Origin of the sequence: Paenibacillus algorifonticola, from assembly GCF_050481745.1 — a bacterium.
Classification (GTDB): domain Bacteria; phylum Bacillota; class Bacilli; order Paenibacillales; family Paenibacillaceae; genus Pristimantibacillus; species Pristimantibacillus algorifonticola_A.
Window position 1 is genome coordinate 53,121 of the sequence record NZ_JBCNGR010000010.1, and the last position, 14,993, is coordinate 68,113.

The 14,993-nt window shown below is 49.3% G+C and carries 13 protein-coding genes; 1 reads left to right on the forward strand and 12 read right to left on the reverse strand.

Translation table 11 applies throughout. From position 1 onward, the window contains the following. The first annotated feature begins 134 nt into the window (after nt 1–134). Nucleotides 135–566: a hypothetical protein gene (locus tag ABEW34_RS12395; protein ID WP_430158951.1), complete on the forward strand. Its 432-nt coding sequence runs from the start codon at nt 135–137 to the stop codon at nt 564–566. 96 nt (nt 567–662) lie between these two features. Here the strand turns inward: ABEW34_RS12395 and ABEW34_RS12400 are convergent, their stop codons facing one another. The 12 genes from ABEW34_RS12400 to ABEW34_RS12455 all read right to left on the reverse strand — a co-directional run bounded on the left by ABEW34_RS12400 (nt 663) and on the right by ABEW34_RS12455 (nt 14,573). Beyond that, nucleotides 663–1,076 carry an Imm1 family immunity protein gene (locus ABEW34_RS12400; RefSeq protein WP_430158954.1) on the reverse strand — a complete coding sequence of 138 codons (414 nt, stop codon included), beginning with the start codon at nt 1,074–1,076 and terminating at the stop codon, nt 663–665. A 588-nt stretch (nt 1,077–1,664) separates the two neighbouring features. Then, nucleotides 1,665–1,880, reverse strand: a complete 216-nt coding sequence (locus ABEW34_RS12405; protein ID WP_430158956.1) for a bacteriocin immunity protein — start codon at nt 1,878–1,880, stop codon at nt 1,665–1,667. 382 nt (nt 1,881–2,262) lie between these two features. Continuing rightward, nucleotides 2,263–2,739, reverse strand: a complete 477-nt coding sequence (locus ABEW34_RS12410; protein ID WP_430158959.1) for a hypothetical protein — start codon at nt 2,737–2,739, stop codon at nt 2,263–2,265. A gap of 210 nt (nt 2,740–2,949) precedes the next feature. Next, a complete protein-coding gene (locus ABEW34_RS12415) occupies nt 2,950–3,297 on the reverse strand; it encodes a hypothetical protein (RefSeq protein WP_430159192.1) in 348 nt (115 codons plus the stop codon). Then, the gene (locus tag ABEW34_RS12420; protein ID WP_430158961.1) at nt 3,260–3,658 is read right to left on the reverse strand and encodes an RHS repeat-associated core domain-containing protein; all 399 of its coding nucleotides are present in this window, start codon (nt 3,656–3,658) and stop codon (nt 3,260–3,262) included. The genes ABEW34_RS12415 and ABEW34_RS12420 overlap by 38 nt, the downstream gene beginning before the upstream one ends. Nucleotides 3,659–3,794: 136 nt before the next feature. Next, nucleotides 3,795–4,106, reverse strand: a complete 312-nt coding sequence (locus ABEW34_RS12425) for a hypothetical protein (protein WP_430158963.1) — start codon at nt 4,104–4,106, stop codon at nt 3,795–3,797. Between the two features lie 4 nt (nt 4,107–4,110). Next, nucleotides 4,111–10,230, reverse strand: a complete 6,120-nt coding sequence (locus tag ABEW34_RS12430) for an RHS repeat-associated core domain-containing protein (protein WP_430158966.1) — start codon at nt 10,228–10,230, stop codon at nt 4,111–4,113. Between the two features lie 33 nt (nt 10,231–10,263). After that, complete coding sequence (locus tag ABEW34_RS12435) at nt 10,264–10,671, reverse strand: DUF4280 domain-containing protein (RefSeq protein ID WP_430158968.1); 408 nt, start codon at nt 10,669–10,671, stop codon at nt 10,264–10,266. Then, complete coding sequence (locus ABEW34_RS12440) at nt 10,668–11,237, reverse strand: hypothetical protein (protein ID WP_430158971.1); 570 nt, start codon at nt 11,235–11,237, stop codon at nt 10,668–10,670. The genes ABEW34_RS12435 and ABEW34_RS12440 overlap by 4 nt, the downstream gene beginning before the upstream one ends. Next, complete coding sequence (locus ABEW34_RS12445) at nt 11,234–12,382, reverse strand: pentapeptide repeat-containing protein (RefSeq protein WP_430158974.1); 1,149 nt, start codon at nt 12,380–12,382, stop codon at nt 11,234–11,236. Before ABEW34_RS12445 ends, ABEW34_RS12440 begins: the two co-directional genes overlap by 4 nt. Nucleotides 12,383–12,516: 134 nt before the next feature. Further along, the gene (locus tag ABEW34_RS12450) at nt 12,517–13,944 is read right to left on the reverse strand and encodes a phage baseplate assembly protein V (RefSeq protein ID WP_430158977.1); all 1,428 of its coding nucleotides are present in this window, start codon (nt 13,942–13,944) and stop codon (nt 12,517–12,519) included. Then, nucleotides 13,944–14,573, reverse strand: coding sequence for a hypothetical protein (locus tag ABEW34_RS12455; protein ID WP_430158980.1), 630 nt, complete (start codon nt 14,571–14,573; stop codon nt 13,944–13,946). Before ABEW34_RS12455 ends, ABEW34_RS12450 begins: the two co-directional genes overlap by 1 nt. Nucleotides 14,574–14,993: the final 420 nt, after the last annotated feature.

Genomic DNA, 14,993 nt, shown 5'->3' on the forward strand with positions numbered 1-14,993 from the left:
TAAGTCGTACGAATAACGGCTGTTCAAAAAATAGCACTTGAACCTCCTGTTACAGGAGATTTTATCCTGAATAAAGCAGCTGCTGCAAGGCTATTGCCAATTACAGAAGCAGCACTTGAGGAGGCACAAGTAAGATGAGGACGATAGAATGGATTTATGTGATTTTCAACGTAGTTATGATTATGGGGTTGTTAAGCGCTCGCAACAAGACTCGCAGGATGCTTTGGGGTGGGTTTGCAGGTTCTGCTTTCCTGTTTCTATTGCACAGTTTCACTGAGGGGCTGCGCTGGCCGCTGATTCCCGGATATTTGATTACTATGGTCCCATTAATCTCGCTCGTTAAGATGTTCGCCAGATCGCGAAAGCAACCATCTGCCCGAGCTTCAGCAGAAAGCTCCTTAATAACGTCCACAACGCGGTATAGAAGCAAAATCACCGTCGTTGCACTTTCAGTCCTGACACTCGTGTATGCCGCATTAGCGGTAGCACTGCCGCTGCTATTTCCGGTATTTTCATTTGAAAAACCGGCTGGCCCTTATGGTATTGGCACTGTATCGTACCACTGAATACCGAATCGTTTTAACGGTGGAACCGACTATTTTAGCCGCTTCACCAATAGAATACGTATCTTTGGATGGCAAAGTTAGATCACCTCGTAACCATTATACATGCTGCCAATTTAAACTATCATTAATTTCCCCTTCTAGCGCAAATAGTTTAGCAGCTTTAAGCATAGCTTCCAAATCAACGCAATTATTCGCAGAAAAATCTCCTTGCTGTCCTCCTGTTACAAGTTGAATGATTTTATCTTCGGATTTTGATAAATCTAATAGATTAAAAAAAGATACATTGTCGAAAGTCGCATATACATTGTATAAACCCGAATTGCCGCCACCTATCCCCATATAAATATCTTCATCCTTGTTTAGCACGACCTGCGTCTTGTTATTCCCATTAAGTTCCGTTAGTATTTTCTCTATCACTCCCCAATTCAAATCTTGATTTTGATCATGTATAAATTCCCCTTTGTCTCTGCCATTAACCCAATTATCAAAATGAAGTCCCTTAATAAACATTTGTGCACCTCCATGTTTTTATTTAAATAGATTATTTTATCAAATGGATTTATCTTCAACGTAATAATCACATGCTTTACAAAAGGCTCTTCATAAGAAACTTTATTTTTATCACAAGACCACTCTTGAGGATTATCCGCAATTTAAAAATACTCTTCAATAATTAATTATTTGAGTAGTGTTAAAGTCTAGGTGTAGGAAAAAATCTCATTCCTCCCCAAACTTCAGTTGGAATAAGCTTTTCTAAGCTGCATTCATTTCAAGCAATAATTATATTCCTTGTTCGTCTTCTTCCTCTTCGATTAGTTCCTTATTCTAAAACCTCATCCACTTGTCATGCCATGTTTTCACTAACCTTTTTCGCATGTTTTCCCTTATGAATGCTTCTAGTTGGATGCAATGTACTTTTTCTTGATTGAAGATCATAACCAGCAACTTTGATAAGTACATGGTTTTTAATAACATTAAGCAAATAATTTTTCAAATAAAAAAATCTATTCGCTCAATCTCCATTTAAAAAGAACGGCTATATATTCGATAATCACACCTTAATTCGTCAAATTATCTATTAACTACATTCTAAAGACACTATCCTAACTCTTCTTTATATGCTAACGCAATCTCAACTACTTGCTCTGGGGATAAATCTTCTTCACTCCAAAATATCAAATCACTAGGAGCCGGATGCGGAACATTTTTTTCCAACAGATCAATATATTCGCCAATCTCCTTATCAGAAAGCTCCGGATTACAAATTAGCTCAACAAGTTCAACCAACTCTTTTTTAGAAAGTTTACTATCCATCTTATCCACCCTTTTAAATATTAAAGTCTTTTTTTGGCAAAATGATAGGCAGGATCTAGTATTTCTTGATGCATCTTCGGTGATAAGTGTCTAGCTTCACATTTATCAAGGGACATATTTTCGCAAATTCCTCTCCATAAGTAACTGGATTTTTTATCACAAGACCACTCACCGGATCGCCATTCACGTGACCAGAGAGGTTAAAAGTAAGGTTTAAGAAAAAAGCCTATTCCTTCTCAAATTACCAGTCGGAATAGACTTATAAATTATTATTTCAATTTCTCAAAACAGTTTTTAATCGGGCTCAATCTAAAAGTTAGTGCTTGACAGTCCAAGATCATTGTCATTAAATTTTGGCTGAAAAGAATTATCCGCTTTACAACTACAACGGTAAATTCTTCTTAAGGAATAGATACCATTCTTCAGAATCAGCATTCGGTACTAACTCACCGTATTGGGGACCGAATACATAATTGGCCAGAAAATCACTTACAGATCCTAGGTCTCTCCCTTCAGTATCAGGTTCTTCTTGATTGAAGAGATATACTTGTCCAGATTCTTTATTAATTACTACCGGTTCATATAAAACCTGTCCAATTTCAATCCATTTTTCTTCTGCTCCAGAGAAATCAGATATACGAAATTGATGCTTTGATAACTCTCCAAATGACCACAGGTCGAACATTCCACATCGTGCACCATCAGCTTCCCTTAAAAAATCATAATATTCTTTTAGATAATCGTTATCTGTAATAATTTTTGTATTGCCTTCATTTATTTCAGCATAGATTATACTTTCGGGTTCATCCAGCAAATTTCCTCTCAACTTTCTAATAATAGATAGTAATTTTTCGTCCATTTTTCTTACCCTCCCATATCAATTTTAATTTTAATTTTTGTACCTGTTGGCAAGTTTCGAATCTACGGTCTAATTTGCTTAACACCTATATGCCAGTTCGTAAATGTATCTAAAAATTTTAAATTCTTAACAGTATCAGGCCCACCTAATTGTAATTCCCAAACAAACATGATCCGGCTGCATATCACTAGTTATTCTTTTAATTAATTTTTAAGCAAAAACAGGATTTCCCTTGCCGTATTGATTCCATATTCTCTTTATCATGTCTTGTCGATATTGTTTTGTAATATTAGGGTCTCTAGATACAGGATTTTGAGCTTTGTATAATAAACCTTGATCCCCTAGTTCTTTTAATTTTTTTGCCTTTCTTTCAAATTCGTTTTTAGGCATTTTCTTATCATACTTAAGAGTAATTACTACAACTTTATCTTTAGCCTTCCCCTTGGAACACTCAATCATTGCCTCTAATCCAAACGGATCAATAAAACTCACCGGATCGCCATTGACATACCCAAACCGGTTAAAGGTCTGCCCTTCTACAATGCTTCCACGCAACATCCCGGTTCAAAAACCGCTTGATGCCCGTATGATAATACCGCGCACGCATGTAGTAAAGACCGTTCGGATCGGTCATGACGCCGTCCCGTCCATTATAGCAAAACGGCTGCCGCGTTGTCCCTTCGTGATGCTCCCGCTCTCCGTACAATCCGTACGTATAACGGTCTGTCACGCGCCCGTTCTCATCCGTCAGAAGCGTCGTACTGCCGCGCAAATCATAATGATAGCTCTGATAGCGACCCATGCTGTCTTCGCGACCAATAAGTCCTTCCGCTCCATACACAAAATAGGCCTTCGTCTCGCCGCGACCATCCTGCTCTAACAACACCCGGCTCAGCTCTTCTACCTGATCCGTCGACATTCTTCAAATACTGAAAAACGAATAATTATTTTGAAATACTACTACAAAAAAAGCTTATTCTACTTTAATTCAAGCAGAATAAGCTTTTGCAAAATTAATAAATTTTATATCACACTATTTTTACTCCAAACCTTTTTTAATCAAAGCTGGGATTAAATATTTTTTGACCTTTACATGGGGCCAAGTCGTTTAGGTTAACTAGCGTCGTCTTATTAATTAATTCAAATGCATCATTTAAATTTTCAAACTGATGAATTTCTTCTCTTCTATATTCTTCAGAATCCATTTTATCCTCTTCTATTTCATCAATATATGCTTTATAGATATTATTCCATTTTTGTATAGCTACAGACGACCAGATTTTTTTACCATTATTCTCAAATGAGAAATTTATACCAAGCTGCTTCCCTTCTTCAAGCCAATTTTCTATTTTCTTTATCTCAGACAAAATATCATCTCCCTACAATATTAATTAATACTTTCTTTCCGTCTTTTCTTTTTATATTTATATGAGGATAATTCCCGTGGTCATTATTATCTGCATGCCCTCTTACACGACCTGTTTGGGGATCAATAGCATAGTCTTTATGATATGCCCCTCCCTTTTTAAACCGGTCCATTTTTTCTTTCTTCCTTTTCCCAACAGCATCTTGAGGGCCTACACCTCTTACCTTTTGATAATCTGGAAAAGCTTCATTTAATAATTTGTGAGCCTCGGCCTTGTTCTTAACATTTACAGTTGTATTATTAGGCCCGTTTCTTAATAACTCTACTTTTTTACAATTACTCAACGCTTCTAACCCAAACGGATCAATAAAACTCACCGGATCGCCATTCACATACCCAAACCGGTTAAAGGTCTGCCCTTCTACGATGCTCCCACGCAGCACATCCCGGTTCAAAAACCGCTTGATGCCGGTATGATAATACCGCGCCCGCATGTAGTAAAGGCCGTTCGGATCGGTCATGACGCCGTCTCGTCCATTATAGCAAAATGGCTGCCGCGTTGCCCCTTCGTGATGCTCCCGCTCTCCATACAAACCATACGTATAACGGTCTGTCACACGCCCGTTCTCATCCGTCAGCAGCGTCGTACTGCCGCGCAGATCATAGTGATAGCTCTGATAGCGACCCATGCTGTCTTCGCGACCAATAAGTCCTTCCGCTCCATACACAAAATAGGCCTTCGTCTCGCGGCGTCCATCCTGCTCTAACAACACCCGGCTCAACTCTTCTACTTGATCCGTCACATAATGTGTCGTCTGTCCGCGCCATGTCACCGACATGCGCACTTGCTCGGCATCGTAGGTATAGCTGGTTCGTCCAGCCTGCGTCAGACGATTCCGCGCATCGTACCGATATGTCGCTGTCTCTGCCTGAACATCCTTCTCCAGCACCATGGGCAAAACGAGTAAATTCCCGTCCGCATCATATACGACGTCCTTGCCGTTCACCGTCGCGAGGCGATTATCCTGCGCATAGCTCATCGCTGTCGCAGCCAGCGGCGCTTCGCCCGCTTCTGTCAGGTTGCCGCCGAGGTCGTAGCTGTACCACAGCTTCCGTCCCGGCATCGCTCCGCTCACCAATCGGCGAAGATTATCATAGGTGTACTGCTTTTCTTCCTCTTCCACCAGTTGGCCCAGCTCATTGTATGTCATGCGATACTGCTGTAACATGACGCCCTGACGGTTAATATCCCACAGCCGCACCAACTGGCCCTGTGCATCATAGCTTCGCTGCTCTATACTTCCATTCGGACGTTCGGTGCGAACCAGCCTGCCGTTCACATCATAGCTGTAACGGGTCACACGTCCATGCCAGTCCTTCACCTGTGTCATCTGGCCTGCAAGATCATACGAATACGTTACTTGCTTGCCGTCTGGATAAGTCATGATCCGCAAATTTCCGGCTTCATCATAGGCGTAGCGAATCGTCTGGCCATTGCTGTCCTGACAGGAGGTGAGGCGCCCCAAAATGTCGAATGTGCGCCGCTTAACAACGCGCCCTTCTTCTTCTACCCGGATAACATTCCCGTCGATATTATAGCTGAGGCCAATCTGCCCCGCCTCATCCTTTATGGATTTTAATTGGCCTGCGGCATCATAGCCATACGCTGCCTGCTGGCCTCGCGCATTCGCCCTTCCCTTCAGCCAGCCGCGATTGTCATACGAGAAGCGCAGCACCTCGCCTGTTCCATTCTCTTCCTGCTGCAGCAGACCGCTGCGATCATACGACAGCTTCGTTTCATTGCCATTCGCATCGGTATAGCTCGTAATTTGCCCTTCGCCGTCATATCTCTGACGATACGTCGCTTCGTCATGCTCCATGACCTCCGTGATTCGGGCCGCCGCATCGTACGCAAACGTCGTCTGCTGCCCTTTCGCGTTTTCCTTCGCGGCAATCTGTCCCGCTTTGTTAAAACGGTAACGCGTCGCTTGGCCAAGCGCATTGATTTCCGCTACCCGATTGCCTGCCGTGTCATAATCGAGCTGGGCGATTTGCACTCCGCTGGCATCCCACATGGCGTTTACTCGGCCCAGCCCATCATAGCCAAAACGCTCCGTCCTTCCGAGCGCATCCGTAACAGCGACCAAATTGTCCGCTGCATCCCACTCATACTGCGTCTGCCCGCCGCGCGCATCCGTCCGCGCCACCAGCCGTTCCTCGGCATCATAACGATAGGCGGTCACCTGTCCCAGCGCATCCTTTTCACGCTCCAGCAGGCCATTCGCATTATATACATAGACGGTTGTCGCACCAGAAGGCAGCGTCTCCAGCGTCTTCCGATCGAACGCATCATAGCCAAAAGCATATACCCGTTTCAACGGATCGATAACTTTTACCAAATTATCATTCGCATCATACTCGCGTAAAATGGTTCCACCTGTTGGATAGCCTAGGCTGGCAACCCGCCCCGACAGGTCATATTCCACAACCATCATACGCTCTTCGCCGTCTTTTATTTGCAGGACGCGTCCATCCGGGCCGTAAGCATACGAGGTCGTTACACCGTTAAAATCGACGTAGCTTTCCCGCTGCCCGTTCGCATTGTACGTCATTTTGGCTACTGCGCCATCCGCGCGGAGGATTTCAGCTAGTCTTCCTCCGCCATCATAGGCATAAGCGGTCGTCCGCCCTTCCTCATCCGTTTCACTCACGAGCAGCCCCTGCTCGTCGTAAACGTAGCTCGTCTCATGGCCTAGCGCATCCGTCATGCTGACCAGCTGCCCATAGTCATCATAGGCCATCGCAACTGCGCTGCCATCCGCCTGCGTTTCCGATATCAGCTTGCCCTGCTCGTTGTATGTCAGCTGCACGAGGCTGCCGTCCTTCTGGACGATTTCCACCAATTGAAGCAAATCATTATGCACCAGCACTTCAACCGCGCCCAGCCGATCCGTTGCTGTCGTAATTGTGTAGCCAAAGCGGCTTTCCACATCATAGTCCAAATACGCGATGGCGCCGGATGCATCCGACTGGCTCGTAATGCGGCCAAATTCATCGAACGTATTCTCGTATTGAATCGCTCCGCCTACACTCATCCGCGCAAGCTTGCCATTCCAGTGGTAGTCGATGTCCGTCTCATTGCCATTCGCATCGATATAACGCGTCATTTGATGCGAGGCATTATATTGCATTCGAATGATTCGCTTGCCCTCGCTCACGCGGCTGAGCAGCCCCTGCGTATCGTAAGTCAGCTTCAGCGCTTGCCGTGTAATCGCATCCGTTAAGCTGGCGAGACGTCCCTGCGGATCATAATGCATATCCAGTGCCTGTCCATGAGTATTCACCCATTTCAATGCCTGGCCTGCCGGGTTAAAATAAATCTGCTCCTGCGTTTCACGCAGCCACAGCACATAGCCTTCCGGCTCCTGCCGCAGCTCCTCGCCCAGCACATCGCTATCCGCACTGCGATAAACCCCATCTGCATGTCTTACAAAACGGTTGCGGCGGCTTTGCGTCCGCCAGACCGTAACACCTGGCGGATTAGCATCGGCAATAGGCTGCTTCGCAAGCAGTACCTTATCAAACAGTGCTTCCGCCTCAGTAATTGCCGCATGATCGGCTGCCACACGATCAACTGCCGTACGACCGACTGCCGCTGCTGCGTCCGCTTCATCCTCCTCAAACGTAAGAGCCAGCTCAAAGTTGTGCGTCCATACGGCGCCCATCACTCCGCCCGTTTCCAGCAGCGAATGGTAATGCATCTCGAACGTCCAAGTATCCGCGCCATACAGCTTGAGGGCCGGATGAATAATAAATTGCCCGCCTGAGCCCGCATGGATCGGGTCATTTTTACAGCTGCGCTTATCCGCCTTGCTCGGATCTTTCTTGGCAGATTCCTTTGTCGCCTTCTTCTGCTTCTCCTGATTCAGCTTCTTCGATGGTTTGCTCGGGCTGTTATTGCTGCCTTTTCCTTTGCCCTTGCTATGGCTCTTCGCCTTCCCTGAGCTTTTCCCTTTGCCTTTCCCGCGTTTTCCTTTCCGTTTCTTGCCTCCGCCGAGATAGGACAAATACGCCAGATTTTCAAGCCCCGTCTTCTCCAAAACATAATCCATCGCCATGTCTCCGGCAAAATCCAGCGCTTGCTCGACGCCCGGCAGCTTCATCACCTTTTTGAGCTTCTGCACCTGCTCCAGCTTGTCCAAATTGCTGCCGACCTTGCGCGCTGCCGTCAGCACCTTGCCGTCTACCGCCTTAATGCCGCTCACCATCTGCTTCATGAAAGCCGTGGTCGACTTAAACGCCTTTTGCGCCGCACTCAGCGTCTTGCCGGCCGTTTTGGCGGCATCCGCAGCCTTCATCATCGCCTTGCCGGCTTTGGCGGCATTTTTCGCCATTCTCGCTCCCTTGAGCGCTGGCCCTGCTCCCGGCACAATACAGGACGCCATAGACATTGCCGCGCCCAGATAGTCGCCGCGTCCAACTGAAATTGCCGCATTCGCCACGTTTGCGACTACACCAAGCCCTGGCACACAGCCCGCGATATCCAGACCGACCTGCACGACATCGAGCAGCGTGCCGAGCCAGCCGCCTTTTTTCTTCGGCTCCTCCGGCTCTGGAGGCGGTGGCTCGGGCAGCGGCACCGGCAGCACTTCCTCCTCTTCGAGATCCTCTACGACGACGGGAGCAAAATACGTGCCGACCAGCAGCAGCTCATCGGCAAGCACATCCGTGTCGCCGTCCATCACAATGCTGCTGTTGCCGCAGACGAGATACAGCCCTTCCTGCGCCGTAATCGCCAGCTTCGTCTCCGAGGAAAGCTCAATCGGCTGCTCCGATTTAATCGCAATTGCTGTATCGCTGCGGATTTCAATGCCGTTCTCCTCATGCAGCTGAATGAACAGCACGCCTTCCTGCGCAATGAGCGACAGCTCCTGCCCGGCGAGCTTCATTTCCTTGCCATATGGGGTCGTCCATGACTTGACGCTGGAATCCGCCATTTTTGGGAAATCCTGCCCGCTCTTGCGCACCGAGCTGAGCGCCATCGCTTCCCCTTCCTGGTGGCTTGGAAAATACACCTGCACCACATCGCCCTGCTCCGGCATGCAGTGCATGCCGGTCCCATCCTCCGATGCGTATACCGATGCGTACGGAAGCCAGCTGGCTTCCTCCTGCTTCTGCTCCGCATCCACATCCAGCTGCACGCGCACGGCTGCGTTTTTCACCTCAAGAATTCGCCCTTCGAGCGCTGCGCCTACGACCTGCTCATTAAACAGCTCGCTTTGGCGAATGCCGGATGGGGGCAGCAGCTTATAGGTAAAGACGAGCAGCGCCTGCCGCAGCTCTGCCTCCACCTCAGCAACAGCCAGCTCGCGCCCTTTTACCTCTACGCGATCACCAATTTGCAGCACCTGCTCGCTGACGACTTCATAGCCGAGAAAATCCTGCTCGCTTAACGACCCTCCCTCGCCCAAAGCAGCCGCCTCCCGATAGGGCGACAATGTTTTCGTAATCGTATAACTATGCAGCGGAAGCTCCACGAGCCGCCCCTCGCCTAAACCGAACCAGAACTTAGGCGATGCAGCGGCAGCCTCCGGCACCAGAACAGCGCCAAAGCGCGAGGCCATACGCTTGAGGAAAGCCCAGTCCGTCTCCTCATACTGCAGCGTCAGCTCGCCCAGCTTTTCCTTGTGCGCCGCCTCATTTATCGTATCGGCCCTCGGATATGCCGCCAGCACCGTCTTCAGCAGCTCATCATACATCATTTCCCCATGCTGGAAGGAGCGCGTGCTGCGCTCCAAATCCATGCTGCTCGTATGCGACAGCACCGTGAGCTCGAACGTATATACGCTGCGAATCGCTCGCACAAGAAAGCTCGCGACGGTCCCGCTAAACAATATTCGCACCATGCCGCCCTGCTCATCCACCTGATGCAGCTCGACCTGGTCCTGCTCGCTGACGAGCTGCAAATCCAGATCCTCCCGCTCCTCCGGCAGGATGCCGCTTACCCATAGAAGGGCATGCTCATTGACGCGTTTCTCGATGCGCAGCCCTTGAATTTGCTGCACGGCATACGGCCATTGCAGGCGCAGCTGCTCATAGCCGATGGCCTTTTTTTCCGTGGACATTCCATAGCCCCCCTTCCTCTGACAGCCGCATGCCTATACGCCCTGCCCGTCATCTTCAATTGAGATCGTGCCGCAGTACAAGCATGAATTTTTGGAGCAGCTGAGCAGCGCAGGCAGCCCGCCAACCTTCGTTTCCGTTTTGCCATTCGTCCATGGCAGCGCGATGATCGGCGTACACGGCGCAATGCCTCCTGCAGCGACGACAGCCGGATTCGACTGGCTCATGCACCGTTCAAAAGGCATAATGTTCGTCCCCAGCATATAATCGCCAATATTGAGCTGCGCTTGCTTTTGGATATAAACCCCATGGCTGAGAGGCGTCTTAAGACGCACTCGCTTCGTCCCCCAATTGCAGGAGATGATTGCGCCCGCTACGACGTAGCTTTCTGACGCCCCTTGACCCGCTATAATCGTTGCCGACTCGTTTCCACCACCGCTCATCCCCATCGCTCCTCTTCGGATAATTGAAGCTGCACCTTCGTAAATCGAATGCCCGCCACTTCCCGGCGCAGCAAGCTTTCTGCCACCCCAAGCTGCACGAGCGTCACATCCTCACGCAAGCCGCCAATTTTCAGAAACGGATGCTTGCCTGCTTTAGAGGGATCAACTACCAGCCGTTTGCAGGTCCCATCAGGAAAAAATTCAGTTTGCGCAGCTAGGCAATGGACGAGCGGGCGCTCCAGCAGCCAATACGAGGCTTGTATGCCGCTCCCCGGATCGACAAGCACGACCGAACGAAACAACGCGCGCGGCGCATACTTTGCCAGCACTTCCTTCACGATGTCCGAGACGAGCGGGGCAGGCTTTTGGATAAAATCGACCGCTACAACCCTCTTCTGCTGCATCAGCCTTAGCGGTGCGATACTTTGGGAGCCATCCGGTTTGAAAAACGATGCTCCTCCCTTAGGGCCAGCCAGCGCCTCCGCCAGCACCCCTTCGCTGTCCATCGGACGAATGGCATCGGCTACTCGCTGATCCTGCGTCATAATGAATAAGCCCTTCCTCATGCTCCGCCGTCCTCCTCTATCCATATGGCCTGTGCCAGCTGCTCCTCGCTGAAAGAAGCCTGGCTGCGGGCACTGGCACTAAACAGCGCCTGCTCTATATTCGCTTGCTCGAATATGGCACCATTCAAATTAGCCCCGATAAAGCTTGCTCCCTTCATATTAGCGAGCGTAAAATCAGCCCCGCTCAAATCCGCGCCATTAAACCGCAGCGGCACAAAACCCGGATGCTCCCATACGAAAGGATCACGCATTCCGCTAGGCCCGCTGCAATAGCTGAAATCCGCTCCCCGCAGCTCGCTGCCGCGAAAATCCGCTTCACACAGCAGCGCGTAGCGAAAGCTGGCCTGCGTGAGCTTACTAAAGCTTAGCTTAGCTCCGACTAGCGCCCCGCCTTCAAACGAGCTATGCGAAAGGTCGCTGCCGCGAAAATCGCTATACAGCGCCTGAATGCCCGCATAATCGCCCCGGGCCAAATCCAGCTCTGCAAACACCTCATAGGTGTAGGCCAGCTCCTCCTTTTGCTCCAAATAAGCGCGAACCTCGACAGCCTCTTTTTGGCGAAAATCCTCCTTGTACACCGTCTCGCTCTGATCCATATACTCGCCAACGCGAACCTCGCATTCCACTTCCTTCTCCAGCTCCCTGTAGGCTTGCAGCTTCGCCGCCTCCGGCATCGCATAGCGGATTAAGCTGATGACGTAGCGATGCGCCTGCACCGCTGTTCTTAGCCGAAATGCCTCGGCCTGCAGCACAGCCTCTGAATCGGGGAAGTAGCCTCTGGCCTCGGCCAGAAGCTCCTGCTCCAGCCCAGCCAAATCACGAAAAGCCCAGCTTGCATCGTAGCTGCCAAAGCAGCTGTTTTCATCCATATACCATGTTTGATCCGTTGCCTCTGCCATATAAAGCGGGCTGCCCGCAAGCAGCTCCGTCCGCAGCAGCGAATAGGTGATATGCCCCAGCTTTCCTTGCAGCCCCTGCTGCTGCCTTCCTCTGATATCAAAGCATAGCTGCTCAAACGATTGAACGAACAGCTCTGCAAGCTGGTCCCTGTGCGCTGCAAAATACCGCTCCAACGCCAGCAGCGCCCGCTGGCTTAGCTCATCAGCCACCTGCTCCTCAAATAGCTCGAGCCGATTTTCCTGCATGAACCGCTCCCCTTTCATCTATTGAATGTATGTCCTGTTTCTTATGACTTATCTCGTAAGCTCTCCCCTTGCTTGTGTAGATTGGTTTTCTGCTAGGTTTGCATTCGCGGCCTTCATTCGGCTTTCATTCGCCTTTAATTCGTCTTGAGCTCCTTGCCCTTAATCGTCGTATTGCCGTCCATCTTGATCAGGCTTTCCTTGCAGGTCAGGCTGATTTCATCCTTGGCGGAAATGAGCACCTTCTGCCCGGAATCAATGGAGATGTCTTCCTCAGCTTTGATTGTAATTTTCTTTTTGCTTATAATTTCAATGCCGCCCTCATCGCTAAGCCGGATGAACACCTCGCCGTCCTTGCCGGTAATAATAATTTCCTCAGGCGTCATTTTCAGCTCTTTGCCTGCTGGCGTGCGAAAAAACTTATGATCGGGATTGCCCAGCTTGTTATGCTCACCCTCCTCGACATTTTGCCGGACGGAGCTTGATGCAATGCCATTCTCTTCCTTGCCGCTCGGAAAATACACCCTGACCTGGTCGCCCTTCTCCGGCATGCAGTACCAGCCCGTCCCCCCTTCCGCCGTATACACGGAGGAATAAGGGAACCAATAAGCTTTGCCAGCGTCCTGCTTCTCGTCAATGTCGAGATGAATTTGCACCGTGTCCTTCGCTATAGCCAGCACCTTGCCTTGCAGCGACGCTCCGGTGAGGGCCACGGCATAGAGCGGAGGCTGGCTTAGCCCCTTGCCCGAACAGAGCAAATAACGATGCGACAGCATGCCTTCCTTCCACTGGCTGTGCATTTCGCATACATAAAGCTGCTGCTTTTTGAAGGTGATGCATTGCCCTAAGTCCAGCAGCCACTGCGTCGTCTCAATTTCATAAAAAATAAAGTCCTGCTCCGTCACGCCCTGCATGCCGATTTTGCACATCCTCCGGTAATGCAGCACATCCTTGCGCACGCTGTAGGGCATATCCGCAAGCTTTCCGGCAGCATCGCCATCCGGCGTTCCAAGAAATACTTTAGGGGAATTAAACATCGCCGACGGCATCAAGCCCGCCTGAAACCGGGAGGCCATTCGTTTGAGAAATGCCCAATCCGTCTCCTGATATTGCAAGGTAAACTTTCCAAGACTCGCCCCTTGCGTTGCCGTATCCAGCACATCCATGCCGGAATAGCTCGCAGCCATTTGATCAATGAGAGCCTTGTACGTCATTCCCGTATCTTGATAGGACCGGGTATGCTTCTCCAGATCGAGCCGGCAAGTATGGGACAGCGCCTCCACCTTCAGCACATAAACGTCGCGTACCGCCTTAACCTCGATGCGCTGCACCAAGCCATAAAATAACGGGGACAATCCCCCCTCTTCGTCCTTCTGGCTTACCTCAACCTCCGTCTCGGAGTCGGTCATTTCCACGTAGCTGTCCTTCAGCTCCTCCGACACAATGCCGGTAAACACCAGCTTCGTATGCTCATTGATTTTTTTCTCGACGGATAAAGACAGCATGTGGACAAGCTCAAATGGGGCAATCTGCACATTATGCGGGGCAATGATATTCGTGCTCATTATCGGTCACCTTCCTTCTCGGGCAGATGCCATTTGATCGAGGTCAGCATCGCCTCCCCAAGCATTTTCCAATCATCCATTTCCTCTTCCATGCAGTTGAAGGTGCAGGCGATGGCCCGTCCATTCAGCTCGGCAATCAGCATCAAATTGTACAGGTTGCAATCCAGCGCAGGCGTCAAATAAGCGAAAAAAGCAACCTGCTTCCCGCCAACCTCCCGCATGCCTTCTTGGAACCAGCGCGCTGCAGGCTGCGACCGCTTGAGTACGGCCAGCATCGTTCCGCTGAATTCCTCCACGTCATCTGCTTCAATCTCAAAGCCCGTCTGCTGAAAAGCGACGTTAATCGATGTTTGCTCATTTGTGAAAATCAGCTTAGGCCGCCGCTCAGCCGGATATTTCAGCCTTGCCGTCCCCTCATCCATCACTGTAAACGCCTGCGACAGCACAATGGATGCTTCCCCCCCGGGGATGATGCGGCGTGCAAACTGGTGACGCTCTTCCTGAACGTGAAGCGTCATCCCTTCAAGCAACGGTGATGGCGAGTCCTCCTCCTTGCGGTCCTTCTCCTGCTCCTCCTTGACTCCTCCGAAAATCATGGCAATGATCTTCTCATCCGCATACTTCATCACATGTCACACTCCCGTTCATTTGCTGAGCTCCCGTACACAGAAATTGCGACCGTGCACGCCCTTGTATGGATAAAAATCCAACCATTTCTTATCCTATTTTTCTAATATCGGATGGAAAACTGCATAAATTTAGGTTATTAAGCAAATTAAAAGGAAACCTATAGGAAATTTTCATTTTTTACATCGAAAATGGTTATCCACAAAGTTGTCCACAATCCGACGCAAATTGTTAGTAAATTCTGTCGACATTTTCCGACGGAAATAAAGGATTTGTAAACGTTAACGTAATAAAATTTTAATGCCGTCGATTTTCTCAAAAAATTATTCACATTATCCACAATTCCAGTGTCGATAAAGTGAAAAAAATATCCACTTTCCACGAACAGCCCCTCCCCAGTCAAACCCTTGATTTTACGCATA

Coding starts and splice junctions, on each gene's coding strand:
- ABEW34_RS12415 (WP_430159192.1), bottom strand. CDS start 3,297: ATGTTGCGTGGAAGCATTGTAGAAGGGCAGACCTTTAACCGGTTTGGG.
- ABEW34_RS12410 (WP_430158959.1), bottom strand. CDS start 2,739: ATGGACGAAAAATTACTATCTATTATTAGAAAGTTGAGAGGAAATTTG.
- ABEW34_RS12405 (WP_430158956.1), bottom strand. CDS start 1,880: ATGGATAGTAAACTTTCTAAAAAAGAGTTGGTTGAACTTGTTGAGCTA.
- ABEW34_RS12400 (WP_430158954.1), bottom strand. CDS start 1,076: ATGTTTATTAAGGGACTTCATTTTGATAATTGGGTTAATGGCAGAGAC.
- ABEW34_RS12445 (WP_430158974.1), bottom strand. CDS start 12,382: ATGCAGGAAAATCGGCTCGAGCTATTTGAGGAGCAGGTGGCTGATGAG.
- ABEW34_RS12430 (WP_430158966.1), bottom strand. CDS start 10,230: ATGTCCACGGAAAAAAAGGCCATCGGCTATGAGCAGCTGCGCCTGCAA.
- ABEW34_RS12450 (WP_430158977.1), bottom strand. CDS start 13,944: ATGAGCACGAATATCATTGCCCCGCATAATGTGCAGATTGCCCCATTT.
- ABEW34_RS12435 (WP_430158968.1), bottom strand. CDS start 10,671: ATGAGCGGTGGTGGAAACGAGTCGGCAACGATTATAGCGGGTCAAGGG.
- ABEW34_RS12440 (WP_430158971.1), bottom strand. CDS start 11,237: ATGAGGAAGGGCTTATTCATTATGACGCAGGATCAGCGAGTAGCCGAT.
- ABEW34_RS12420 (WP_430158961.1), bottom strand. CDS start 3,658: ATGTCGACGGATCAGGTAGAAGAGCTGAGCCGGGTGTTGTTAGAGCAG.
- ABEW34_RS12395 (WP_430158951.1), top strand. CDS start 135: ATGAGGACGATAGAATGGATTTATGTGATTTTCAACGTAGTTATGATT.